Raw genomic sequence first — 22952 nt, 5'->3', positions numbered from 1 at the left:
CACAAAGGGAGTGGGTTGAGATTTCGCTCAACCCACTCCCTGCTTGAGGATTATCAGCCCTTCACAGCGCCTCCGGTCAAGCCGGAAACGATGTACTTTTGCAAGAACAGGAAGAGCAGAAGGATCGGAACGGCAGCGATAATGGACCCGGCTGCGAACCAGTCCCATGCCTTTTCGTTACCGCCAACCCAAAGGTTCATGCCAACAGCTAGAGTCCAGTTCTCTTGCGACGTGAGAATGGTTCGAGCCAAGATGAAATCGTTGAACGAGCTGATGAAACTTAGCAGGCCAACAACTGCAAGGATCGGAATAACTAGTGGCATGATGATGGTCCAATACACCTGGGAGTGTGTTGCACCATCGATCTTGGCCGCTTCATCCAATTCCATTGGGATGGAGTTGAAGAAGCCGTACATGAGGAACGTGTTTGCTCCCAAAGCTCCACCGAGGTACACGCAGATCAACGCGAGCTTGGAATCGATACCAAGAACTGGGAACACATCCCCCAAGGTGGTGAGCAACAGGAAGATTGCTACGAAGGTTAGCAACTGCGGGAACATCTGAATAACCATGAGGGACATCAGAGTCATTCGCCGGCCAGAGAACCGGAAACGCGAGAAGGCGTAAGCAGCGGCCGCACCCATCAGAACAGTGCCGATTGCAGTAGCAATACCGATGATCAACGTGTTGGAGAACCAGGTCCAGAACATCGTATCGGAGAGCTCAGTGAAGTTATCAACCGATACAGATGTGAAGAGCTTGTTTGCTCCAGTCAGGGTGGTTTTGATGTCCGGGTTCAAAGCCGCCGAAACGATGTAAAGAATCGGGAACGCAGCATACAGAACCGCAAGAACGGCGAGTACGTGCCGAAAGCCGGTTTCCCGGAACCACTTTCCGAAAGGCACCTTGTTGTTCGCCACGGTACCAGTGGCAGCAACAGCCGAACGGGTTTCACGTGTTTTTTCCATGATCACAACGCCTCCATCGACTTAGACTTCTTGAACGAGTACAGTGACACCGCGCCAACAATCAAGAAGATCACGAGCGACATAGCCGCAGCCAAACCATAATTTGGTGCCGCTTCGCCGGTCAAACCTGCAATCTTATAGACCATCGAAATCAGGATATCGGTGTGTCCAACTGGCACGGATGCATCGCCCATTCGCGGCCCGCCACCGTTCAACATGTAAATCAGGTTGAAGTTGTTGAAGTTGAAGGCGAACGATGCGATCAGGAGCGGAGTCAAGGAAATCATCAACTGTGGCAGGGTGACGTTACGCCATACTTGGAACGATGTTGCACCGTCGATCTTTGCTGCTTCAGTGAGTTCGCCCGGGATAGCCTGCAAAGCGCCGGTGACGATCAGGAACATGTATGGGAAGCCCATCCAGAGGTTCACGAGGATCACGGACACCTTGGCCATGGTTGGATCAGTCAGCCACGGAATTTCTGTTCCGAGCAACTGGTTGAAGAAGCCGTAGCTGCGGTTCATCAAACCTGCGAACAGGAACGCAGTCATGAATGACGGGAATGCGTATGGCAACAGCAGCAAGGTTCGGTAGAGTTTGCGGCCCTTGAGGCGTTCGTCGTTCAACACGATCGCCAAGAGCATACCCAGCAGGAATGTGGTAAGAACGGACATGAAGGCGAAGATAACGTTCCACACAAGCACCTGGAAGAACGGCTGTGCGTAACGGCTGTCCCCGAAGCCCTTGAGGAAGTTATCGAAGCCAACAACAACACGCCAACCAACGTTCAGCGTGGAACCGTCATCGGCTTTGAAGAAGCCAGCGTCATCATCTGCATGGTAGACCGTACCGGTTTCAACGTCGGTCATCGTATCGGCGTCGGCATCGTACGTTATCGATGAGGTGAACTGGTAGCCCACCGTACCAGTTTGGGTTCCGATCGCGCCATCTTCCGGATTATCACTGATTGGAACACGCAACTTGGTGACTTCGTCCTGGCGGTTTCCGAGCTCCGAAAGTGGGACGATCGTGTAACCAGAGACTTCAGAAATCTGAGTGCCGGAGAAGGTTCCATCCACTTCCGTTAGCTTGTGACTTTCGGTTCCAGCCTTGAGGACATTCTTGTCAGGATCGACGACGGCGAAGCCCAATTCGCCATCCTTTTCCACAACAACGAGCGGATATTGAGGAGAATTCTCTACGCGCTTAGTTGAGTTTTGCAAAAGAATGGATTCGATCGCTGTGGACTTGTCTAGTGTGTGCTGGTGGCCATAGTTCGTGAACGCAATGTATGCAGTATAGAAGATCACGAATGCCTGGAACACTAGGAGAAACACGAGGCCCGGAGCGAGGTATTTAAGTGCCAAAGTACGGCGTGAGAAATACACCCAATCCAGTGCGACCAAAAGAACGGCCATGAGGCTTCCCAAGATGTTTGATCCAACTCCGAAAGCCGTAAAGATAATAAAAATGCCTAGAGCGTTGACGATGCCCATCAGCACAAGCTTGACAATAAATCCGGTTCCCCATGTGGTTGCTGGCGAATCCAGCTTGGATCGTTCTGCCCGCCGTGCCGCACGCTTCTTCGACGCCTCTGTAGGCTTGATCATCTGCGACATTTTCTACTCCTGATATAAGAGACGGCCCCGCCACTAGTTGGCGGCGGGGCCGTAACTCTACGCGTGATTACTTCTTAGCAATCTCTGCTTGGATGTCACTGATCATCTTCTCCCATGTGGAAGCAGGATCAGCGCCACCCATGACCTGTGCTTCAGTGGTACCCCAGAAGGACCAGACTGCACCCATCTGTGGGAGTGCTGGCATTGGGAGACCGGCTTCGCCAGCCTTAGCGAAACCTGCGGCAACTGGATCGGAAGCGATCTTCTCTGCGGAAGCCTTGAGAGCTGGAGTACGCTGGCCAGCCTTGAAGAGAGCATCCTGAACCTTTTCGGTTCCAACGTAGTTCACGAGGAAGTCAGTTGCGAGGAGCTGGTTCTTGGAGGTTGCGGAAATGAAGCCGCCTTGAACGCCAACGAATGGAGCTGCTGGCATATCACCTGCGGATGGAATTGGATCAACGGCAACGTTCATGCCCTTGAAATCGCCAAGCATCCATGGGCCACCAAGGATGAACGGGACTTCGCCGTTCTTGAAGGCTTCAACTACGATATCGTAGGTCCATGCAGTGTTGAGTTCGCCTGCTGCAGCCTTATCTGCCAGCCACTTGGCGAATGCGCCACCCTTTTCGCCACCGAGGTTGAGTTCTGGGGTGTAGTTGCCTGCTTCGTCAGTCTTGAAAACTGGGCCGGAGAAGGAGGATTCAAATGGGTACATGTGGAAAGGATCGCCCTTTTCACCAATTTGAACCATGAATGGAGTCTTTGCGCCGGTTGCCTTGCCTGCAGCGATCATGTCATCAAATTTTGCTGGAGTCGGTTCTTTGGCAAGGTCCGCGTTACGGATGATGGCAAGGTTTTCAACAGCGTATGGAACGCCGTAGGTCTTATTTTCGTATGTGAAGCCCTTGAGTGCAACATCGGAGAACTCCTTGGCTTTATCACCAAGTTCAACTGGGGCAACAATACCGTTGGTGACGAATTCACCTAGCCAGTCATGAGCACCGAAGGTGATATCTGGGCCCTTGCCTGTTGGAACCTGTGCGGCGAATTCGGAACGGATCTGGTCATTTTCTTTTACAACCAGTTCAACCTTGTGACCGGTTGCCTTTTCGTATTCCTTAGCAGCGATTTCGAATGCTGGTTTACGATCAGCATCAACCCAAATGGTAAGGGCTGCATCCGACTTCGTGTCAGAAGTTGCCGGCTTATCAGCCTTCTTAGCGGAATCATCCGAACCACAAGCTGCAAGGCCAGCAACAGCCAATCCAGCAACAGCCGCGAGTGCAATGCCACGACGCATATTTTTCTCCTCAAGTGTGTAATCCTTGGCATGTGTGAGCTTTTTGCGTGAACTCCACGATTGGTGAGCGACGTTGCTCAGATGCCGTGTCTTTAAGTATAACGACGAAATCTCCCTATGCAACACTTTGCAGAGATCGTGCAAAAAATATGCCAATCTGTTATCAAAAATACCGACTTGTCCGTGTCTACACACGCCTAGATTTATTCCGTAATCCCATGCAAAACAAGCAAATTAGGTTCGATTCGGGGTATCCTTGAAAACCGGAAAGCATTTCATTTCTGCAAATTTTCTTACCGCACGTGTCAAGCAAAGGAGCCCACATGGCAAAGCGGATCCGGTTGGCCGATTTGGCCAAACAGGCAGGAGTCTCTACTGCCACAGTATCGCGAGTTTTGAACGGAAAGCATTCAGTGGCGCCTGAAACGCGGCAGGCGGTGTTAGCGGCGCTTGATTTGTTGGGGTATGAACGGCCAGATCAGCTTCGCGAACGCAGTGGCGGTTTGATTGGTTTGGTTCTTCCGGAGTTGACGAACCCTATTTTTCCTCAGTTTGCTCAGTCGCTTGAGGGTGCGATGAGTCTTCATGGTTACACGCCGTTGCTTGGTACGCAGGTGGCGGGTGGCGCTACGGAGGATTCGTATGTTGAGGCGATGTTGGAGCATCGTGTGGATGGTCTTATTTTCGTGTCGGGTTTGCACGCGGATTCTACGGCTAGTTTGGAACGGTATCACCGTATTTCTGCGCGTGGTATTCCTTTTATTACGATGAATGGTTATAACCCAGAGCTGGGTATGCCTGATTTTTCTGCGGATGATTCGTCTGCGATCCGCCAGGCAGTTCGCCATTTGAAGGGATTAGGGCATCAGAAGATTGGGTTGGCTACGGGGCCGCTTCGTTTTGGCCCGGCGCGCGTGAAAACGGAGACGTATTTGGATGCGATGGCTCGTGTTCTTCCACAGGAGAAGCCGCGTCACGCGCACACACTTTTCACGGTTGAAGGGGGTGTTTCTGCGTGCGCCGATTTGGTATCGCAGGGTTGTACGGGAATTATTTTTGCGTCCGACGTGATGGCGTATGGCGCGATTCGCTATTGCCAATCGTCTGGGTTGCGTATTCCTGACGATTTATCGATTGTTGGTTTTGATGATTCTCCGTTGAATGCGTTTACGAATCCCCCGTTGACTACGTTGCATCAGCCGGTTAAGGCGATGTGCGATGCTGCCGTGAGTACGTTAATTGGCATGATTAATGGGACACATTCTCCGATGGGTCCGATGCGTTTTGAGCCTGAGTTGATTGTCCGTGAGTCTACCGCGTTGCCGCGTCGGTAACGCACGGTTGGAAGGAATATTGTGAAGATTCACCAGCAGAGCACCCCGGTTCAGTGGTGGGAAGATGCTGTTATTTATCAGATTTATCCGCGGTCGTTTGCGTCGTCGTCGGGAAAAATTGGCGACTTGCGTGGGATCACGCAACGTCTTGGTTACGTTGCGGAGCTGGGTGTGGATGCGGTGTGGCTTTCGCCGTTTTACTGTTCCCCTCAGAAAGATGGTGGGTACGACGTTTCGGACTACCGCCGTGTGGATCCGCTTTTTGGTTCTAACGACGACGTGGCAACGATGATCGCACAAGCTCACGATTATGGGCTGAAGGTTATTGTTGATCTGGTGCCGAATCATACGTCGGATGAACATATCTGGTTCCGAGCTGCGTTGGCTGGGGATCATGCTGCTCGCGCACGTTATTATTTCCGTGATTCCGATGGTTGCCCGCCGAATGATTGGATATCGATTTTTGGTGGTCATGCGTGGACCCAAGTGTGCCAACGTGCCGATGCTCCAGGTAGCCCATGGGAGCATGATACGAGCTGGTATCTGCATCTTTTTGATTCGTCTCAGCCCGATTTGAACTGGGATCATTCTGATGTATTGAATGAATTTGATGATGTTTTGCGTTTTTGGCTTCGGCTAGGAGTTGATGGGTTCCGAGTTGATGTTGCCCACGGGTTAGCGAAAGATCCTGAACTACCTAATTGGCAATACCATTGGGATATGGTTGCCGGTGGCAGTGAAGTGCCAGATAATGTTCCGCCACCGCCGATGTGGAACCGCCCAGAAGTCCACGATATCTACCGCCGTTGGCGCGCTGTGTTGGATGAATTTGGCCCAGATCGGATGCTCGTTGCTGAAGCGTGGGTTGATGGGGAAGAAAATCTTGCCACGTATGTTCGGTCAGATGAAATGAGCCAGGCCTTTAATTTTGCATTCTTAATGGCTCCTTTTACTGCCAGTGATTTACGTGAAACGGTCAGGTCGTCGTTACGTGCCATGGATTCTGTTGGCGCCCCAACCACCTGGGTCTTGTCTAATCACGATATCGTTCGCGCCACGTCACGCCTTGGCCTTTCTTCTACAGGAAAGGGGCCGAATGGGATTCGCTCCTGGGAAGAACAACCAGATGCCAAACTCGGGCGTAAACGTGCATTGGCGGCGCACCTACTTCAGGCGGCACTGCCAGGTTCGTCGTACATTTACCAGGGCGAAGAACTTTCGCTTCCCGAACACACGAGTTTGCCAGATGACGTGCGTGAAGATCCCGCATTCTTCCGCACGGAAGGCCGTGAAGCGGGGCGTGATGGCCAGCGTGTTCCGATGCCGTGGAGTAGCACAGAGCCCGCGTTCGGCTTCTCCGCTACAGGAGAAAGTTGGCTACCTCAGCCTGCAGAATGGGCTGAGATCGCCGTAGATGTACAAGAACAACATGCAGATTCGTCGCTCAATCATTTCAAGCGCATGCTCGATCTGCGCAAGGTGTTGAAGATGGGAAGCGCAGCTTTGAGCGACGCCGAACCGACCGCCAATCATCTACACTACGTCTCATCGCGTGACGATCGTGCAGATGTTCACGTAATGTTGGCGTTCGATACGCCAGTGCTCTTGCCTGAGGACGCAAATCTGCTCATCGCCACCTGCGAAATAACCGATGGTGTGTTGCCTGCCAATTCGGCAGTCTGGTTTGAACGGGATTAAAAGAGTGCGTTGGTCAGTGCTTTCCGAGTCTGGGAAACCAGATCGGAGTGCTGACCAACCACGTCGAACAAGGACAGCAGGCGCGTGCGTGCCTTGTCCCGATCATCTGCGCTCGTTGCTTTCACAACCTCCAGTAAGCGGGCAAACGCCGCATCCGCACGCCCAAACGACAGTTCGAGATCGGCAGCTTTGAGGTGAGCATCAACATCGGTAAATGGCGCGCTAGCAGCAGCGTGGAGAATACTCTGTGCTTCTAGTGGCGAACCATCAGGATTGATCGCCTTCACACGTTGCAGGAGTTCAACCTGGTGCAATGCTGTGATCGCTTCTGAATCACCTGGATTTTCTTTGATCGCTGCACTGTAGGCCGCGTAAGCGCCTTCCAAGTTACCAGCTTCCAAAGCTTCCAAGCCTTCCTTGTGAAGTGGTGGAATTTCTGGTTCCGGTGGCGTGCCGTCCGGATCTCCATCCAACACGCCAGTTAAACCGTACTGGGCGGCCGCATCGAGGAGCTTAGTCACGGTTGTCGTCAACGAATCCATGTCAGGTAAACCTTGGAACAGTGGAACTGGTTGGCCTTGAAGCAGAGCGATAGCTGTTGGAACTGCATTCACACCGAAAGCTTGAGCAATCCCGCGTTCGACCGATGCATCAACAACTGCCAGCTGGATTTTCCCGGCATGTGCGTTGACTACCTCGGTGAAATTCTGAACCAGAGTTTGCGAATGTTCAGATTCTGGAGCCATAAACACGAAGAGCACAGGCAGGCTCATCGATGTTTGCACCACGTGTTGTAGATTCGCCTCAGCTGCTTCAGTAACCCACGGACCAGGGATTGTATTACCCGTATCTACAGGCGCTTGAGGTGTTTCAGGTTCCTTCTTCAACGTTGACAGATCGTAGACTCCGCCGAATCCTGGCATGTTCATCGTGTTACTCCGCCTTTGTTACGCTCAATAATGCTGGTACAGATCCGCCAAGGACGTGGATAGGATCCTTCGAACCCTTCGGTGGAATATAGAACGCCACCGACGTTGAATATTGTGCCACCACAGGCTTATCTACCACAGCGATACCATCCTTCTTACCTTCGGCAAGAGCACCGATGGAGGATCCCAGTTTGAGCGTGGCGCGATCTTTGGTGCGGGTTACGGTCATGTTATATCGAAGCTCCCCCACCATCACAAGCCCGCCATCCTTGGTAGAAATAGCACGGATATCCTTGTTAGGAACTGTGAAGGCAATCTTCGCTTCACCCAATTCGTTCAAAGCCGCTGTGAGATCATGAGCTTGCTTCTCCGTCTGTTTATACAGCGGATCGCCTTCATTAAACTTCACATCACCCATCGCCCGCGCATTGATATAGGCCACATACGAATCCAGCACGGTGGCTGGATCAACCGAATACTCAGAAGGTTTTGCTTCAGGATAACCCGGCTTATCATTCTTCGTATTAACGATTTCGATCTTTGGAGGCGCCGGGAACATATCCATGGCAGCCCATAGCTGGTAATTCTGGCGGGCATCTGGTTGTTGCCACACGGTGATTGTTCCAATACCGCGCCCCGTCTTTGTCATATCGATCGCCATAAATGAGCGAGGGAATGCAGAACCTGACGACAAGGCCGATTCTTTTGGATCAATCACTACCGATGTAGGAGCAGTTGTTTCCGTTGCTCGCGCTAGAGCATATTCTGCTTCACGTTGTACACGGAACGGACCTGCGATTCGAGGACCCAACGCACCAGCGTCACGGTTCTGATCCGCTTGTGTTAACGCTTTTGCCACGTCTGACGCGATCATCGCGTACTTCTTTTGCGGAACGATATTCGATGCGCTTTTCGCTACTTCCGGTTCTGGAACTGACGAATCATGTGCACAGCCTGCAAGGGTAAGCGAGGCAGCAGCCATCACGGCTAGAGCAAGACGCGTTTTACGCATTGGTATTACCCTCTTCTTTCTTCCACGGTGTTCCCCACGAGAAATTCCATAAAGAACGCCAATCATCCTTCTCAGACCGTTCATCCATCTTTTCTTCTTCATCATCGCCAGAGCCAACATCTGCTTTTAGCACTGGTTCAGACACAGCTTCTTGAGCGGTATCATCAGCCCTATCAGGCGTCTCTACCGAATCCGTATCCGCGATCGGAATAATAATCCGATCCTCTTCTGCCAATTCTCGGTTTCGGAACACACTACTGCGTATTGTCCCTGGAAGAATCGCAGCGCCAAACGCTGCATCAGTATGAACACGTTGAATATCACGTTCAAGATCAGGATCTGCAAGATCGCCATCATACGATGGCAACACCGATGTTGCTTCATCGGATTGGCCACGCGAGCGAAGCTTCACCGATGCTTTACGTTGAACACAAGTGCGTGCAGCTTCTTCCTGGTGCCAATTCAGCAACAAGAACGCGCCGATGAGCCCAAGAAGAACACTCATCACGTAAAACACGAGCAAGTTTGCCACTTCATGGATGCGCTGCCACTCCAGTGTGATCTTCGGGGCAACGCCCTGATCAGTAGTCGCAATAAGAACCTTGTTCTCCAGATCACTAGCTTTCAGCTCAACATTGGCTGAATTTTTTGCGTGCCCTTCTTTGGCCCACATATCTGATCCAAGAAGCGTAAACGACTTAGCACCCACCGCTTCTTTCACAGCGGTATTCGCTTCAGCAGATCCCTTATTTTCAGCAACCTTCAGTGCTTTCCACGATTCCAAACCGGCAACATCCACAGATCCAGCACCCCCAACGAAAGCCTTCACATCGGTAGGGGTACCAAGTGCCCACTGAACATCGTGACCTTTCGATTCTAAGGTGACCGCAACGACGTCGTTCACAAGCGTTAAAACGCCAGGCGCGGTAGTTGTGAAAACCGCTGACTTCGAAGCAGAAGAAAGCTTGACTGTGGAAACTTTCTGCTGGCTAAACGAAACCACAAAAGTACCAGCCAACATCACAACGCCCATGAAGAGGGCAACTATCCCCAGAATTCGCTTCATTCTTCTGCTTTCCTCAACCACATACTGTATATAACGATTAAATAACATTACCTTATGTGGACGACTCTAACACTCTGATGTGAGTGAAGTGACCTACTACAGGTACTCTTAAACTACACCACTAAGTATATGGAGGAAATTGACGTGGCAGAAGAACCTCTATTCCCCGTCGTCATGCGTGGATATGACCGTGCACAGGTAGACGACCGGATAGACAGCCTAAATACTCACCTTTCCCAAGCGCGCGCCCACGTAGCTCATTTGGATAACGAAGTCCTTCAGCTATCAGCGCAACTTGCTGAGGCAAATCATGCGTTAAAAGAAAACGATCGGCCATCATACTCTGGGCTCGGAAGCCGCGTAGAACGCCTACTGCGCTCCACCGAAGAACAAGCGCTCGATCTCATGACGCGCGCTCGGCAAGAAGCAACCAGCATCGTCGCTACTGCAGAACAGCGCGCCGATGCTCTCCGCAACGCGGCGCTCGAAGACAGCCAAAAAACTCTCTCCCGTGCACACACCGAAGCCGATTCGGAACTCGAACGTGCCCGTGCAGAAGTCGATTCACTCACCACTATTGCACGCCGTACCAGCGAAGAAATCGTCTCTTCGGCAGAACGTGAAGCAGACCGCCTCCGCACTCAATCCGAAGCTGACGCAGCTGCGCTCCGCTCCGCTGCGGAACACGACGCGGCCCAGATGCGCGCCGAAGCCGAAACCGCTGCCACCAACCTGCGTAGCGAAGCCGAAACTGACGCAACCAACCTACGCACTGAAGCAGAAAATGCCGTGGCACAATTACGGGCAGAAACTGAAGCAGAACTCGCCCGCATGCGTGCCGAAACGGAACAAAGTATCGCCAGTGCCAAGGCAGAATCCGAACGCGCTATCGCGGACGCAACCGCAGCCTGCGAACGTTCCATCGCCGAAGCCCACGAAGAAGCAACCGCCAAGCTCACCGCAGAAAATGAACGCCTCACCGCACTCGCAACGGAGATGGTAAGCAAAGCTGAAACCGATGCCCGCACCGCGGAAGAACGCGTGGTTGAAGCAACCCAACGCGCCAGCCAGCTCACCGCAAGTTCAGAAAGCGAAGCAGCCGATCTTCTCAACAGTGCACGTGATGAAGCCGACGCCATCCTCACACACGCACGCGACGAAGCCAGCCGCATCATGAGCGAAGCAGAAACCGACGCCGCCAAGAAGCTCACCTCTGCACGCGAAGAAATCGATGCGCTTCAAGAACAGCGCGAATCGCTGACCTCCTACATCGAAGACATGCGGGCAATCCTCACCGGATCAGACCGCTCGCTCGCACTCTCCCAAGTAGTGAACTCCGCAGCAAATAAGCGCGAAGAAGACGAACCAATGCCGGTTGAAGAAAAATCGGAGCCGGCGGCCGAGGAAGAGCCTCAAGCCGACGACTCCGAGAAGCTCGAAGCAGCCGAATAACCTGGAACTTTAGCGGGCGCAACGCTGAACGAACTCACTCAGCGCCTGTGCCAATTCCTCCGGCTTTTCATCCGCAGTAAAGTGCCCTGCACCCTCGATTTCGAGGATGCGGGGTTCTTTCGCTTTCAAAGCCAAATTCATGAAATACTCCAAGGATGCCGTTGGATCATCCGTGCCGCGAATAAAGAATACTGGGCCTTCCACCAGCTCAACCGCATCGCTACGATCTTCACGTGTAGCAAGCGCACGTTGAATCCACGCCAGGCCTTCCCCTGGGGCAGCCTTGAAACGTGCAACAAGTGATTCTTGGATTTCTGGAGTCACTTCAGAGCCGGTCATAGAATCCTTCCAGTCCTCTAAGATCTCAAAGGCACGGCCTTCTTCTGCACGCTGCGCCATATCACGGCGGAACGCCTGACGATCCTGGTTATCCGCGCCGATCCCCGTATCCATGAGCGCCAGACCACGGATCATTTCTGGATATGTAGCCACGAATTCCGCGGCCACCGAACCACCCATCGAAAGGCCGCCAAGCAAGATCTGCTGGACCCCATGGTGATCGAGCGTTTCCTTCAACGCCTGCACATAGGCGGCCACCGATGGATCTTCTGCGATCTCCGAACCAGCAGGCGATTCGCCAAATCCAGGAGCATCAACCGTAATCACATCAATCGGCGCAAGAAGTTCGCGAACACGATCCCACATCGTGGCATCCAGCGGAAGAGCATGAAGAAGCACTAGCGGACAATCAGAAACATTGCCTGTACGGCGAAAACTTAACATAGTCATATATCCACCGTAGCACTCCCCTGTGTTAAGGCTGAGGAGGATGCGCTGATAGCGATTTAGCGGCGGCGCCCCCGCGCGTTCCAACACCCCGTATGCCAGTGGCGCCGATCTTGCTGGCCAAAATCCTTGCCTAAAATATGATCTTCAGTCCAAGCCACCTCATGAGATTCCCCGCGCCGAATAACCCCCTGGCAGCCAGGGCACACATAGTCTTTGGCACCAGAGACAATATGGTGAACCTTGAAATCGCGCCCGTCACGCCCCTGCTCCACGCGAGTATAGCCCATCAACGCATAAGAGTTAATCTCGCGCACAGGCCGATCATATTTCTTAGAACGGCGCATCAGAATAAACGATCCTCAGGATGATCCACGCCGCGCATCGCATCATAATCCAACACGATACATTCGATACCACGATCTTCTGCAAGCACGCGAGCCTGCGGCTTGATCTCCTGAGCCGCAAAGATTCCGCGAAGTGGCTGCAATGTGGAGTCACGCCCCAGCAACTCAAGATAGCGGGTGAGCTGCTCAACGCCGTCGATCTCCCCACGGCGCTTCACTTCAACGGCAACGTGCCCGCCGTCTTTCCCCAAAAGCATCAAATCAACCGGACCAATCGGGGTAGGGTACTCACGGCGAACCAACTCAAGATCTGATCCCAGAACGTCAACCTGTTCAGCCAAAAGCTTCTGCAAATGGGCTTCCACACCATCCTTCACAAGGCCAGGTTCGATACCCAAATCCTGCGTCACATCATGCAAAATTTCGTAAATGTTAATCAAAAGAACATCGTTCGTCTTATTATGTTCAACCGCCCACGATTCCACAACCCCAGCCTTGCGATCAATATCCGCAACAGGAATTTCCTTAAACGTAGCCGGAGGAGACATCCAGTTCAGCGGCTTGTACGAACCACCATCCGAATGCACCAAAACAGAACCATCTTGCTTGAGCATCAACACCCGCGTAGCAGGCTCCAAGTGAGCATCTAGCCGACCTGAATAATCCACACTACAACGAGCGATAACAATACGCACAGAACTCCCCTTTTGATTCTTCTTGTGATGTGCCATCCAACAAACAGACCATCACAAGTATATATCGAAGGACAAAAGCATACCCGCACCATAGGAAGAAACGCTATCTGGCATTAGCCGGCTAATGCCAAATAGCGTTTCTTTAACAACCGAAATACCCCTAGGAACCCAGGTGTTAGAACAGTTCTGGTTCTTCCACAGGAGGAGCCGAATCAATCCAGGACACGATCCCTGACACAGCCAGCGGAGTTGTCGCCAAGCTCCATTCTTCTGCCCCACGGGTAATGTGGACTACCTGAATCCCGTCCCCTGATGGCGGCATCACCTGGAAATCAAGTTCACCGCGCTTCCATTGGATGTTCGGATACGGGCTCAACGAATGAGTGGAGAACCAGTTGAGCTGGAACGGCTGGAACACGGCAACACCTGTTTGCCAGCGCTCCTGCCCTCCTTCACGCACGGCCACATGGAATGAGCCACTTCGCGAAAACAGAATCCGTAATCGGAGCAGGCTGTATAGCCCCACCACGATAACGATCAATGCTGTTATAACGATTGCCCACCACAGTAGCCACGGCATGTTTTACTGCTCCTCGTGATTTTCAACAACGATCATGACGTCATCATGATCCACTGTGAGGAATCCTTTACCCACGGCGATCTCACGACGTTCACCAGCAACGGTAACGAAGCGGACTGTTCCTGGCATCACCACAGAGAGCACTGGTGCGCGCCCCGGGAGAATACCCAATTCGCCGTCATATGCCGGCACAACGATCTCAGTAACATCTCCGGCATAGAGATTCCCTGAACGTGCAACAATATCGAGCTTCATCAGCGCATATCCTGCTGGATCTTGTGCCATGCGCGTTCGATATCTTCGATACCGCCGATGTTGAAGAACGCCTGTTCTGGGATGTGATCGTATTCGCCATCGGTGATACGGCGGAATGCTTCCACGGTTTCAGCGATCGGAACAGTGGAGCCTTCAACACCGGTGAACTTCTTAGCGGTGTACGTGTTCTGGGAGAGGTACTGTTCGATACGGCGTGCGCGTGCAACGGTGATCTTGTCTTCTTCAGAAAGTTCGTCAACACCAAGAATCGAGATGATGTCCTGGAGTTCCTTGTTCTTCTGCAGAATCGACTTCACCTTGGTAGCGGTATCGTAGTGTGCCTGGCCCACGTACTGTGCATCCAAAATACGCGAAGTGGAGGTGAGTGGATCCACTGCCGGGTACAAACCACGCGATGCGATGTCACGCGACAGTTCGGTGGTTGCATCCAAGTGAGCGAAGGTTGTTGCTGGAGCAGGATCGGTGTAATCATCAGCTGGCACGTAGATTGCCTGCAACGACGTAATCGAGTGACCACGAGTTGACGTAATACGTTCCTGCAATGCGCCCATTTCATCTGCCAAGGTCGGCTGGTAGCCCACTGCTGATGGCATACGGCCAAGCAACGTGGACACTTCCGAACCTGCCTGGGTGAAGCGGAAGATGTTATCGATGAACAAAAGCACGTCCTGGTTTTGCACGTCACGGAAGTATTCCGCCATGGTCAGGCCGGAAAGTGCAATACGCAAACGAACCCCTGGCGGTTCATCCATCTGGCCGAACACAAGCGCGGTCTTATCAAGAACGCCCGCATCTTCCATTTCGTGGATAAGATCGTTACCTTCACGGGTACGTTCACCCACACCCGCGAACACGGACACACCGCCATGATCCTGTGCAACACGCTGGATCATTTCCTGGATAAGAACGGTCTTACCAACACCAGCACCGCCAAACAGACCGATCTTGCCGCCCTGTACGTATGGGGTGAGGAGATCGATCACCTTGATGCCTGTTTCGAACATCTTGGTTTCCGGTTCGAGTTCGTCGAACTGTGGAGCCTTGCGGTGGATTGGCCACCGTTCCTTGACGTCAAGGGTTTCGCCTTCGCCCAAGTTTAGGACATCACCGGTCACGTTGAAAACATGACCTTTAGTTGCGTCGCCAACTGGCACGGTGATTGGGGCGCCGGTATCGATAACGGTGGCGCCGCGAACCAGACCGTCGGTTGGCTTCATGGCGATGGTACGGACGATGTTATCGCCGAGGTGCTGAGCAACCTCAAGAGTCATCTTGAGAACGCTTTCGCCTTCGCCTTGGCCGGAGAGGTCTACTTCGGTGAGGAGGGCGTTGTTAATTTCTGGGAGAGCATCCGGCGGAAACTCCACGTCCACAACAGCGCCCACAACCTGGACGATACGTCCGGTGGTGACTCCCTGCGTATTGTCTACTGCAGTCATTGTTATTCCTTACTGTGTCCCGAGCAGGAGGGACGTTTAGCTCTTACCCAGGCTGTCAGCGCCCGAGATAATTTCTGTGATTTCGGTGGTGATTTCAGCCTGACGCGCGTTGTTAGCCAAGCGCGTGTAGGACTCAATCAGGTTGCCCGCGTTTTCCGTTGCGGAGTGCATCGCCTGCTGGCGTGCCGCAAGTTCGGAAGCTGCAGACATCAGCATGACTGAATGGATACGCTGCCCCACGTACATCGGGAGAAGTTCATCAAAGACCTTCTGCGCTGATGGTTCGAATTCGTAGAGTGGTTCATCGTGTTCAGGGGCCGTTGCTTCTGCATTCGCTTCTTCATCCACGATCTGGATTGGAAGCATGCGACGTACCTGCACCGTTTGGGTAACCATTGAAACGAATCGAGTGAAGATCATGTACAGTTCAGAAACTCCACCGGCGTTCGCATCGGCAAGGAAACGGTTAAGGAATTCGTCTGCGATATCCGATGAGGTGTCATCGGATGGCTTATCGGATTCGCCCGTCCAGGAGCGTTCCACTGGAACATCCCGGAAACGGAAATACGATTCGCCGCGACGCCCAGAGACGTACAAGACGGGTTCCTTGCCCTGTTCCTTGAGCTCATCCATCAACCGTTCTGCTTCACGCAGAACAGATGACGAGTATGCTCCTGCCATGCCACGATCGGACGTCACTACAAAGACGATCACACGATTGGTATCAGTACGTTCTTTGACTAGTGGGTGATCTTCGTGGGCATGAGCTGCAACAGTTGCGATTGACCGAGTGAGTGCCTGCGTGTACGGATCTTGCCCGAGCGCACGATCACGAGCCTTGCCGATACGTGACGCTGCAATGAGCTCCATCGCACGGAAGACCTTTTCGAGCGTTTTGGTTGCTCGGATCTTCTGTTTATAAATCCGTTGTGCGCCTGCCACTATTAGCCTCGCTTCGGGCGAACGATCTGCTCTTGAGACTGTTCGGCCTCTGGCTCATCATCGTTTGCTTGCAGTGTTGCGTTGTTCGCGGTGAAGCCGGCACGGAATTCTTCCACAGCAGCACGGAGTGCGGCTTCGGTGTCAGCTTCCAGTTTTCCGGTGGTTGCGATGTCTGTGAGAACCGACGTGTTGGTACGCAGGTGGCGAATCAGGCCAGCTTCGAACTTCGCGACGTCAGAGACCTCAATATCATCGAGGTAACCGTTGGCGCCTGCCCAAACGGATGCCACCTGATCTTCAACAGCGTATGGAGTGTACTGAGGCTGCTTGAGCAGTGCCATCAGGCGCTCACCACGGGTGAGCTGCTGGCGTGTAGCAGCATCAAGATCGGATGCGAACATTGCGAAGGCTGCCTGTGCACGGTACTGTGCCAGGGTGATCTTCAAGGTACCTGCAACCTTCTTCATAGCCTTGATCTGGGCGTCACCGCCCACGCGAGAAACCGAGATACCCACATCAACTGCTGGGCGCTGGTTGGCGTTGAACAGATCGGACTGCAAGAAGATCTGACCATCCGTAATCGAAATGACGTTGGTTGGGATGTATGCAGAAACATCGTTTGCCTTGGTTTCGATGATGGGAAGGCCGGTCATGGAACCGCCGCCGAGTTCATCGGAGAGCTTCGCACAACGTTCGAGCAGGCGTGAGTGTAAGTAGAACACGTCACCTGGGTATGCTTCGCGCCCTGGCGGGCGGCGAAGAAGGAGGGAAACTGCACGGTATGCTTCTGCCTGCTTCGATAGATCGTCGAAAATGATCAAAACGTGCTTACCCGAGTACATCCAGTGCTGGCCGATAGCCGAACCGGTGTACGGTGCAAGGTACTTGTAGCCTGCTGGATCGGAAGCTGGGGAAGCCACGATAGTGGTGTATTCCAGTGCTCCGTTGCGCTCGAGCGTTGCGCGAACTTCAGCAATCGTGGAACCCTTCTGGCCGATAGCGACGTAAATACAACGCACCTGCTTTTGCGGATCGCCAGATTCCCAGTTAGCTTTCTGGTTCAGAATAGTATCGACTGCAAGGGCGGTCTTGCCCGTCTTGCGGTCACCGATGATCAGCTGACGCTGGCCACGGCCAATCGGAATCATGGCATCAATAGCCTTGATGCCGGTTTGCAGTGGTTCGTGAACAGACTTACGCGCCATAACGCCTGGAGCCTGAAGCTCAAGAGCACGGCGGGTTTCGATGTCCGCGATTTCTCCAAGACCATCGATCGGGTTACCTAGAGGATCGACGACGCGCCCCAAGTAGCCTTCACCGACTGGCACGGAGAGAACTTCTCCAGTTCGGCGTACTTCCATGCCTTCTTCAATGTGGGAGAAGTCGCCAAGCACAACAACGCCGATTTCGCGTTCTTCAAGGTTCATCGCCAAACCAAGGGTGCCATCTTCAAACTTGAGTAGTTCGTTTGCCATTGCACCAGGCAATCCTTCAACGCGGGCAATACCATCTGCGCTGAGGGTGACGTGACCGACCTCTTCGCTGCTGGCTTTTGCGGGCTCGTAAGAGTTCACAAAATTATCCAGCGCAGACCGGATGTCATCGGGCTGGATTGTCACTTCAGCCATTCATCATTCCTTCGCTCGAAGCAGCCAAAAGGCCGCAGTTTTAGTTAGTAAAGGTCTCTCGAAGAGCCGTGATTCGGCTTGCGAGAGTCCCATCAATCACGTCATCGCCCACGTGGATTCGGATTCCGCCAATAACGGCCGGATCGATAGACACGTGGATTGTTACGTCGGTTTTGTAGGTACGGGTAAGAATTACGGAGAGCCGTTCCTCTTGCTCACGGGTGAGTGGGATCGCGCTAGTTACGGATGCCACGATGTGGTTATCTAGTTCTGCAGCCAGATCGAGATATGCGGTGAGAGACTGAGCCAAGGTTCGGCCACGTTCGGTGCGGACGACTGCTCGTGCAAGAAGCTCCTTTGTGAACACGTTGTACGAATCAAACACGTTACGTGCCAGGCCCGCACGTGCCAAAGGTTCGTAGATCGAATCGCTCAGAGTCAATCGCAGCCCGCGTTCGTTTCGGAGGGTACGCATTGCAACGTACAGTTCCTCTTCTACGCCAGAGAGCTGACCAGATCGACGCGCTCCGGCAAGGAGCGTATGAACACCGAGGTGTTCGAGCGCGAGCGTGAGATCGCCGCTTTCAGACCAGCGTTCCCGAGCTAACCCCATAAGGAGTTCGACGACGTCGCCACGAACCTTTCCATCGAAAAGATCGTGGGCTAGTTGGGCGCGATCTTCTGGATCACGAGCGTTATCTTCAAGTGCCGCAACCAAGTGGCTGTGTGAAACAAGAAGATCTGCAACGGAGAAAATAGATTCTGCCGCATCGATTTCTGTTTCAGGAACGGTTTCAAGAACTGCTCCCCACCTATCGCGAGCTCGATCGAGAGCTGCTTGACTTCCCGAACGCATTAGGCCTCCTGTGTAGCTGGCACTGTAGATGCCTCAAGTTCATCAAGGAAACGATCAGTGACGCGCTTTGCTAGTTCGACGTCCGTTAAGCTTTCCCCAACGATTCGTGATGCCAGTTCAGTTGCCAGAGCACCCACATCTGAACGGAGGGTACGCCGTGCGGCATCCGTATCAGCCACGATACGGAGCTGAGCGGTGTCAATGATCTGGCCTGCTTCAGTACGTGCCTGTGCTTGAGCATCCGAAACGATGCTCTTAGCGTTCGCGGTTGCCTTTTCACGGATCTGCTCTGCATCACGGTGCGCATTGCGGATCTGTTCATCAAGATCTGCACGCTCCTCTGTGATTTCCGCACGGGCAATATCTGCTGCTTTGAGGCCATTTTCGATCTTTTCGGCACGCTCATCTAGTGTGCTCATGAAGGCTGGCCACGCAAACTTGTAGATGGCCGTTGCAACAATCAAGAAAGCTACAGTTCCCCAAACCAGATCCGGCACTGCCGGCCACAGAAGGTGAAAGGTTAAACCTTCACCTTGTGCGAGGATTGTTGTACTTTCCATAGATATCACGCAGCGAAGACGAAGCCTGCAGCAAAGCCAATAAGACCGAGAGCTTCAGCAAATGCGATCGAGAGGAACATGTTCACACGCAGGTAGCCCTTGAGCTCTGGCTGGCGTGCAGTTGCTTCCTGGTTCTTCGCACCGATCAAACCTACACCGAGGCCCGGGCCGATTGTTGCAATACCGTAACCGATGGTGGCGATGTTACCGATCATGGATGTTTTCCTGTCTGTTTATATGGTTCTCAGTGTTCTGAGATGGACAACGAAATGTAGGCAGCAGCAAGCATCGCGAAAATGTATGCCTGCAGTGCGCCAACGAACAACTCGAAGGCGACGAAGATGACGCCAGCGAGAAGAGTAAGGCTTCCCAACACGGTGCCGAACGCGCCCGAGATGGTGAAGTAGAGGTAGTGCGTTCCAAGGAAGCACAACACCAAAATGAAGTGGCCGGCAACCATGTTGGCAAGCAAACGCACAGTCAACGTGATTGGGCGAAGAATGAACGTGGAAAGGAATTCAAGTGGCACCATCAAGAAATACAGTGGCCATGGAACGCCTGGTGGCATGAGCTGTTCTTTGAAGAAGCGGCCGATTCCGCGTTCTTTCATACCTGCATACAAGAATCCCACATACACGAACGCTGCATAAATGAGTGGCATGCCGATCAACGATGTACCAGCGATCTGCAGGCCTGGGATAACACCCGTAAGGTTCATAAAGAGAATACCAATGAAGATCGTGGCCAACATTGGCTGATACTTCCCAGCATGTTCCTTACCAAGAATTTCTTCACCAACCTGGACTCGCGAGAAATCCAGAAGGGATTCCACTGCAGCCTGCCCGCGGCTTGGCACCAATTTAGCTGTGCGCGAGTACCACACCATCACGGCAAGTAACACAAGAACTGCAACCAGGCGAACAAGAATCAAGCGGTGGATTTCAAATGGAGATCCAGCAAAGAGGATGGGATCTGGACTGAATTCGTGATCTAAGGTTGGAGCTCTAAAACCATCGCCTGTTGAAGACGAAAGAAGAATCGGCACGGTTCCCGTAGCAGTTAGAAATGAATGCACAGCTCTTTAGATCCCTCAGTATCGCACGGACTGGACTTGGAGACGTTGGCGCGACTTCGCACGGCGACTTCAAGGTATGAACAGAGATAACTCTACCCGAGTTTACGAACCTTAGCCAAAGGGCACGAACGCATTAGTTCACACTTTAGTCCCAACTGCCAATTTCTGGCCCATCGTTACGCATAATAACCAACGAGCTCACAACTAGCCCGATTAAGATACAACAAGCCAAGGTTAGGGCAACCGTTCGCGGCACCAAAACGTTGATCTGGTACACCAGGATGAAGGCCAACAGGATAATTCCCAATTTTCCAACATACCCCACAAGCATGACCGCACTTGTACTATTTGCCCAGATGTGACCCAAGATCGATGCACCCCATGAAAGCCCGTGGATCAGCACTGCCACACCTCCGGCAAACAAAACCGATGGAATAGTGTGCGATTTACCACCCAGATAGAGCACGCCAGATCCAGTCAAAACAGACACAAACACCACGAGCATACTCCCCCACGATGCCCGAGCAATAATCTCCTGCGCAGAATAACGTTCGCCAGGCACCCGGCGTCGTCGTCCCCCAAAAACACCGTTCCCCATCACCGCGCGCTACGCTCCAACGCGCGTTTCACCGCGGCTTTAGTCCTACGCATCTCAAACAAGCGGCGCGCGGAACAAAAACGTGACGTCACAACCGTGGCAACCACAATTCCCACGCACCCAATCAACGCAACCCACCGCAACGGAAACGCCACAGCAGAAACCGCACTAAAAGACGCAACCGCGGTCCACATATACAACACCAAAACCGCGTTCGTATGCGAATGGCCGTGCCGCAGCAAACGGTGGTGAAGATGCCCGGCGTCGGCAGAAAAAGGCGAACGCCCCTGAGCCAACCGGCGCACCACGCCCCACACCAAATCAATCAACGGAATAACCAACACAAGCAGCGGCACAATCAACGGCATGTACGCCGGAATCGCCTGCGGAGTATTCGCGGACGCAGGATCGATCTGGCCCGTCACGATAATCGAGGCGCCGGCGATGATAGTCCCCAACATGAGCGCGCCCGAATCCCCCATAAAAATCTTCGCCGGATGAAAATTATGCGGAAGAAAACCCACACAAATTCCCACCAACGCAGCCACCACGGCAGTCGCAACTGACGTGTAATCCCCCGGCGAATTCTCACGCGTCAAATAATACGTGTAAGCAAAAAACGCCAACGCGGCAATCCCCACCACGCCCGCAGCAAGCCCATCAAGCCCGTCAATAAAGTTCACCGCGTTCACAACCATCACGATCGACACGATGGTGACAAACAACGTGAGGCGCGCAGAACCAACCGTCAGCCCAAGCAACGGCACGCTCACCAACTGAACACCAAACCACACCATCACGCCCGCAGCCAGCATCTGCCCTGCCAACTTGGCATACCAAGGAAGCTCGTAAATATCGTCAATCACGCCGATCGTACAAATAATTCCTGCACCTGCCACCACAGCCCACGCCGTGGAGCCACTCCCCAACACGATATGGAAATACGGAATCTGCGAAGCCACAACCAGTGACACCACGAACCCCACATACATCGCCACGCCCCCTAGGCGCGCGATTGGAACCTTGTGAACGTCACGGGCACGGATCTCGGTCACAGCGCCCATCGCCAGGGAAATTCGGTGTACCAGCGGAACCAAAAGATACGTGACGATCCCGGCAAGCACCATGATCAGCAGGTAGGCTCTCACGCGTTATCCTCCGCACTCTCTTCGATGCGGACGATTCGGCTCAAATCGGCGATGCTCAGGGCTCCCAGGCGCACCACGTCGTACGTGTCTGTGGCCGGGTGCCAGCGCACGATACTTGAGGGGACGCCGCCCGGCGATGTTCCCCCGTCCACGTAGACGGCCACGGATTCGCCCAGCTGGGTTTCCGCGTCCGCGATTGTTGTGGCGGGCGGCTGGCCGGTTTTGTTCGCGGAAGTCACGGCGAGTGGGCCGATGTGTGCTAGAAAATCGCGGGTTGCAGAATCGTCTGGCATGCGCAGGGCCACCGTGCCGAACGTTTCGCCTAGGTCCCATCCGAGTGTTTCGCGGGCTGGCAGAATGATTGTGAGGGCGCCGGGCCAGAATTCTTCCATGAGCGCGCGGGCGCTGGCTGGAACGGTTTCGGCTAGCGATTCGGCCTGTTCTATCGAGGCGACGAGCACCGGGGGTGGCATGGCGCGCGTGCGGGATTTTGCGGCAAGAAGGGCCGTGACGGCATCGTACGAAAATGGATCGGCGCCAACGCCATAGACAGTATCGGTTGGCAGGCACACGACTTTTCCTGCGCGCACCGCTTTCTGCACAGCCGTGCGGGCTTGGGTATCCGTGCTAGAAACAACAACCAC

At 53.4% G+C, this 22952-nt stretch carries 24 protein-coding genes; 3 read left to right on the top strand and 21 right to left on the bottom strand.

The genetic code is table 11. The annotated features are described in order from the left end of the window. Window positions 1–53: 53 nt before the first annotated feature. The 3 genes from ARCH_RS01940 to ARCH_RS01930 all read right to left on the bottom strand — a co-directional run bounded on the left by ARCH_RS01940 (window position 54) and on the right by ARCH_RS01930 (window position 3887). Window positions 54–968, bottom strand: a complete 915-nt coding sequence (locus ARCH_RS01940; protein WP_013169634.1) for a sugar ABC transporter permease — start codon at window positions 966–968, stop codon at window positions 54–56. Window positions 969–970: 2 nt separating this feature from the next. Continuing rightward, window positions 971–2587, bottom strand: coding sequence for an ABC transporter permease subunit (locus ARCH_RS01935; protein WP_013169633.1), 1617 nt, complete (start codon window positions 2585–2587; stop codon window positions 971–973). A gap of 67 nt (window positions 2588–2654) precedes the next feature. Beyond that, window positions 2655–3887, bottom strand: coding sequence for a sugar ABC transporter substrate-binding protein (locus tag ARCH_RS01930; protein ID WP_013169632.1), 1233 nt, complete (start codon window positions 3885–3887; stop codon window positions 2655–2657). A 323-nt stretch (window positions 3888–4210) separates the two neighbouring features. On the opposite strand from ARCH_RS01930, the gene ARCH_RS01925 reads away from it, so the two are divergent. Both ARCH_RS01925 and ARCH_RS01920 read left to right on the top strand, forming a co-directional pair. Then, window positions 4211–5221 (top strand): LacI family DNA-binding transcriptional regulator, encoded by a 1011-nt coding sequence (locus ARCH_RS01925; RefSeq protein WP_013169631.1) that lies wholly within the window; start codon window positions 4211–4213, stop codon window positions 5219–5221. A gap of 21 nt (window positions 5222–5242) precedes the next feature. Further along, the gene (locus ARCH_RS01920) at window positions 5243–6919 is read left to right on the top strand and encodes a glycoside hydrolase family 13 protein (RefSeq protein WP_013169630.1); all 1677 of its coding nucleotides are present in this window, start codon (window positions 5243–5245) and stop codon (window positions 6917–6919) included. On the opposite strand, the gene ARCH_RS01915 is transcribed toward ARCH_RS01920, so the two are convergent. From ARCH_RS01915 to ARCH_RS01905, 3 genes are read right to left on the bottom strand one after another with little or no spacing between them, the layout of a single operon-like run. Further along, window positions 6916–7848, bottom strand: a complete 933-nt coding sequence (locus ARCH_RS01915) for a tetratricopeptide repeat protein (protein WP_013169629.1) — start codon at window positions 7846–7848, stop codon at window positions 6916–6918. The two genes, ARCH_RS01920 and ARCH_RS01915, sit on opposite strands and share 4 nt — an antisense overlap. Before the next feature lie 4 nt (window positions 7849–7852). Next, window positions 7853–8860, bottom strand: coding sequence for a hypothetical protein (locus ARCH_RS01910; RefSeq protein ID WP_013169628.1), 1008 nt, complete (start codon window positions 8858–8860; stop codon window positions 7853–7855). Next, window positions 8853–9926, bottom strand: a complete 1074-nt coding sequence (locus tag ARCH_RS01905) for a hypothetical protein (protein WP_013169627.1) — start codon at window positions 9924–9926, stop codon at window positions 8853–8855. Before ARCH_RS01905 ends, ARCH_RS01910 begins: the two co-directional genes overlap by 8 nt. 144 nt (window positions 9927–10070) lie before the next feature. On the opposite strand from ARCH_RS01905, the gene ARCH_RS01900 reads away from it, so the two are divergent. Next, window positions 10071–11378: a coiled-coil domain-containing protein gene (locus tag ARCH_RS01900; RefSeq protein ID WP_013169626.1), complete on the top strand. Its 1308-nt coding sequence runs from the start codon at window positions 10071–10073 to the stop codon at window positions 11376–11378. Window positions 11379–11387: 9 nt separating this feature from the next. Here ARCH_RS01900 and ARCH_RS01895 read toward each other — a convergent pair whose 3' ends face one another. The 15 genes from ARCH_RS01895 to ARCH_RS01825 all read right to left on the bottom strand — a co-directional run bounded on the left by ARCH_RS01895 (window position 11388) and on the right by ARCH_RS01825 (window position 22952). Beyond that, entirely contained in the window at window positions 11388–12167 is a 780-nt protein-coding gene (locus tag ARCH_RS01895; protein ID WP_013169625.1) for an alpha/beta fold hydrolase, read from the bottom strand. Window positions 12168–12223: 56 nt separating this feature from the next. Then, window positions 12224–12511, bottom strand: a complete 288-nt coding sequence (locus ARCH_RS01890; protein ID WP_013169624.1) for a hypothetical protein — start codon at window positions 12509–12511, stop codon at window positions 12224–12226. After that, window positions 12511–13206 carry an endonuclease NucS gene (gene nucS, locus ARCH_RS01885; RefSeq protein ID WP_013169623.1) on the bottom strand — a complete coding sequence of 232 codons (696 nt, stop codon included), beginning with the start codon at window positions 13204–13206 and terminating at the stop codon, window positions 12511–12513. The genes ARCH_RS01890 and nucS overlap by 1 nt, the downstream gene beginning before the upstream one ends. A 175-nt stretch (window positions 13207–13381) precedes the next feature. Next, on the bottom strand, window positions 13382–13786 hold the full coding sequence (locus ARCH_RS01880; RefSeq protein WP_013169622.1) for a DUF2550 family protein: 405 nt from the start codon (window positions 13784–13786) through the stop codon (window positions 13382–13384). A gap of 3 nt (window positions 13787–13789) precedes the next feature. Continuing rightward, on the bottom strand, window positions 13790–14071 hold the full coding sequence (atpC, locus tag ARCH_RS01875) for an ATP synthase F1 subunit epsilon (RefSeq protein ID WP_049765794.1): 282 nt from the start codon (window positions 14069–14071) through the stop codon (window positions 13790–13792). Beyond that, a complete protein-coding gene (gene atpD / locus ARCH_RS01870) occupies window positions 14041–15501 on the bottom strand; it encodes a F0F1 ATP synthase subunit beta (RefSeq protein WP_013169620.1) in 1461 nt (486 codons plus the stop codon). The genes atpC and atpD overlap by 31 nt, the downstream gene beginning before the upstream one ends. 36 nt (window positions 15502–15537) lie before the next feature. After that, window positions 15538–16443, bottom strand: a complete 906-nt coding sequence (locus ARCH_RS01865) for a F0F1 ATP synthase subunit gamma (protein WP_013169619.1) — start codon at window positions 16441–16443, stop codon at window positions 15538–15540. Window positions 16444–16445: 2 nt separating this feature from the next. After that, window positions 16446–18071 (bottom strand): F0F1 ATP synthase subunit alpha, encoded by a 1626-nt coding sequence (gene atpA / locus ARCH_RS01860; RefSeq protein ID WP_013169618.1) that lies wholly within the window; start codon window positions 18069–18071, stop codon window positions 16446–16448. Window positions 18072–18111: 40 nt separating this feature from the next. Then, on the bottom strand, window positions 18112–18927 hold the full coding sequence (locus ARCH_RS01855; RefSeq protein WP_013169617.1) for a F0F1 ATP synthase subunit delta: 816 nt from the start codon (window positions 18925–18927) through the stop codon (window positions 18112–18114). Beyond that, complete coding sequence (gene atpF / locus ARCH_RS01850; RefSeq protein WP_013169616.1) at window positions 18927–19487, bottom strand: F0F1 ATP synthase subunit B; 561 nt, start codon at window positions 19485–19487, stop codon at window positions 18927–18929. Before atpF ends, ARCH_RS01855 begins: the two co-directional genes overlap by 1 nt. A 5-nt stretch (window positions 19488–19492) precedes the next feature. Beyond that, window positions 19493–19702 (bottom strand): ATP synthase F0 subunit C, encoded by a 210-nt coding sequence (atpE, locus tag ARCH_RS01845; RefSeq protein ID WP_013169615.1) that lies wholly within the window; start codon window positions 19700–19702, stop codon window positions 19493–19495. A 29-nt stretch (window positions 19703–19731) separates the two neighbouring features. Further along, complete coding sequence (atpB, locus tag ARCH_RS01840; RefSeq protein WP_013169614.1) at window positions 19732–20562, bottom strand: F0F1 ATP synthase subunit A; 831 nt, start codon at window positions 20560–20562, stop codon at window positions 19732–19734. A gap of 145 nt (window positions 20563–20707) precedes the next feature. Beyond that, window positions 20708–21124, bottom strand: a complete 417-nt coding sequence (locus ARCH_RS01835; RefSeq protein ID WP_041640303.1) for a hypothetical protein — start codon at window positions 21122–21124, stop codon at window positions 20708–20710. A 35-nt stretch (window positions 21125–21159) separates the two neighbouring features. Further along, window positions 21160–22308 carry an MraY family glycosyltransferase gene (locus tag ARCH_RS01830; RefSeq protein ID WP_013169612.1) on the bottom strand — a complete coding sequence of 383 codons (1149 nt, stop codon included), beginning with the start codon at window positions 22306–22308 and terminating at the stop codon, window positions 21160–21162. After that, window positions 22305–22952 carry an L-threonylcarbamoyladenylate synthase gene (locus ARCH_RS01825; protein ID WP_013169611.1) on the bottom strand — a complete coding sequence of 216 codons (648 nt, stop codon included), beginning with the start codon at window positions 22950–22952 and terminating at the stop codon, window positions 22305–22307. Before ARCH_RS01825 ends, ARCH_RS01830 begins: the two co-directional genes overlap by 4 nt.

Source organism: Arcanobacterium haemolyticum DSM 20595, assembly GCF_000092365.1.
Taxonomy (GTDB): domain Bacteria; phylum Actinomycetota; class Actinomycetes; order Actinomycetales; family Actinomycetaceae; genus Arcanobacterium; species Arcanobacterium haemolyticum.
The sequence above is the reverse complement of the archived record's forward strand: the minus strand, read 5'-3'. Positions and strand labels throughout refer to the sequence as shown.

What these genes read in the sequence shown, in the direction of transcription:
- ARCH_RS01940 (WP_013169634.1), bottom strand. Translation starts at nt 968, where the DNA reads ATGGAAAAAACACGTGAAACCCGTTCGGCTGTTGCTGCCACTGGTACC.
- ARCH_RS01935 (WP_013169633.1), bottom strand. Translation starts at nt 2,587, where the DNA reads ATGTCGCAGATGATCAAGCCTACAGAGGCGTCGAAGAAGCGTGCGGCA.
- ARCH_RS01930 (WP_013169632.1), bottom strand. Translation starts at nt 3,887, where the DNA reads ATGCGTCGTGGCATTGCACTCGCGGCTGTTGCTGGATTGGCTGTTGCT.
- ARCH_RS01925 (WP_013169631.1), top strand. Translation starts at nt 4,211, where the DNA reads ATGGCAAAGCGGATCCGGTTGGCCGATTTGGCCAAACAGGCAGGAGTC.
- ARCH_RS01915 (WP_013169629.1), bottom strand. Translation starts at nt 7,848, where the DNA reads ATGAACATGCCAGGATTCGGCGGAGTCTACGATCTGTCAACGTTGAAG.
- ARCH_RS01910 (WP_013169628.1), bottom strand. Translation starts at nt 8,860, where the DNA reads ATGCGTAAAACGCGTCTTGCTCTAGCCGTGATGGCTGCTGCCTCGCTT.
- ARCH_RS01905 (WP_013169627.1), bottom strand. Translation starts at nt 9,926, where the DNA reads ATGAAGCGAATTCTGGGGATAGTTGCCCTCTTCATGGGCGTTGTGATG.
- ARCH_RS01895 (WP_013169625.1), bottom strand. Translation starts at nt 12,167, where the DNA reads ATGACTATGTTAAGTTTTCGCCGTACAGGCAATGTTTCTGATTGTCCG.
- ARCH_RS01890 (WP_013169624.1), bottom strand. Translation starts at nt 12,511, where the DNA reads ATGCGCCGTTCTAAGAAATATGATCGGCCTGTGCGCGAGATTAACTCT.
- ARCH_RS01880 (WP_013169622.1), bottom strand. Translation starts at nt 13,786, where the DNA reads ATGCCGTGGCTACTGTGGTGGGCAATCGTTATAACAGCATTGATCGTT.
- atpC (WP_049765794.1), bottom strand. Translation starts at nt 14,071, where the DNA reads ATGGCACAAGATCCAGCAGGATATGCGCTGATGAAGCTCGATATTGTT.
- atpD (WP_013169620.1), bottom strand. Translation starts at nt 15,501, where the DNA reads ATGACTGCAGTAGACAATACGCAGGGAGTCACCACCGGACGTATCGTC.
- atpA (WP_013169618.1), bottom strand. Translation starts at nt 18,071, where the DNA reads ATGGCTGAAGTGACAATCCAGCCCGATGACATCCGGTCTGCGCTGGAT.
- ARCH_RS01855 (WP_013169617.1), bottom strand. Translation starts at nt 18,927, where the DNA reads ATGCGTTCGGGAAGTCAAGCAGCTCTCGATCGAGCTCGCGATAGGTGG.
- atpF (WP_013169616.1), bottom strand. Translation starts at nt 19,487, where the DNA reads ATGGAAAGTACAACAATCCTCGCACAAGGTGAAGGTTTAACCTTTCAC.
- atpE (WP_013169615.1), bottom strand. Translation starts at nt 19,702, where the DNA reads ATGATCGGTAACATCGCCACCATCGGTTACGGTATTGCAACAATCGGC.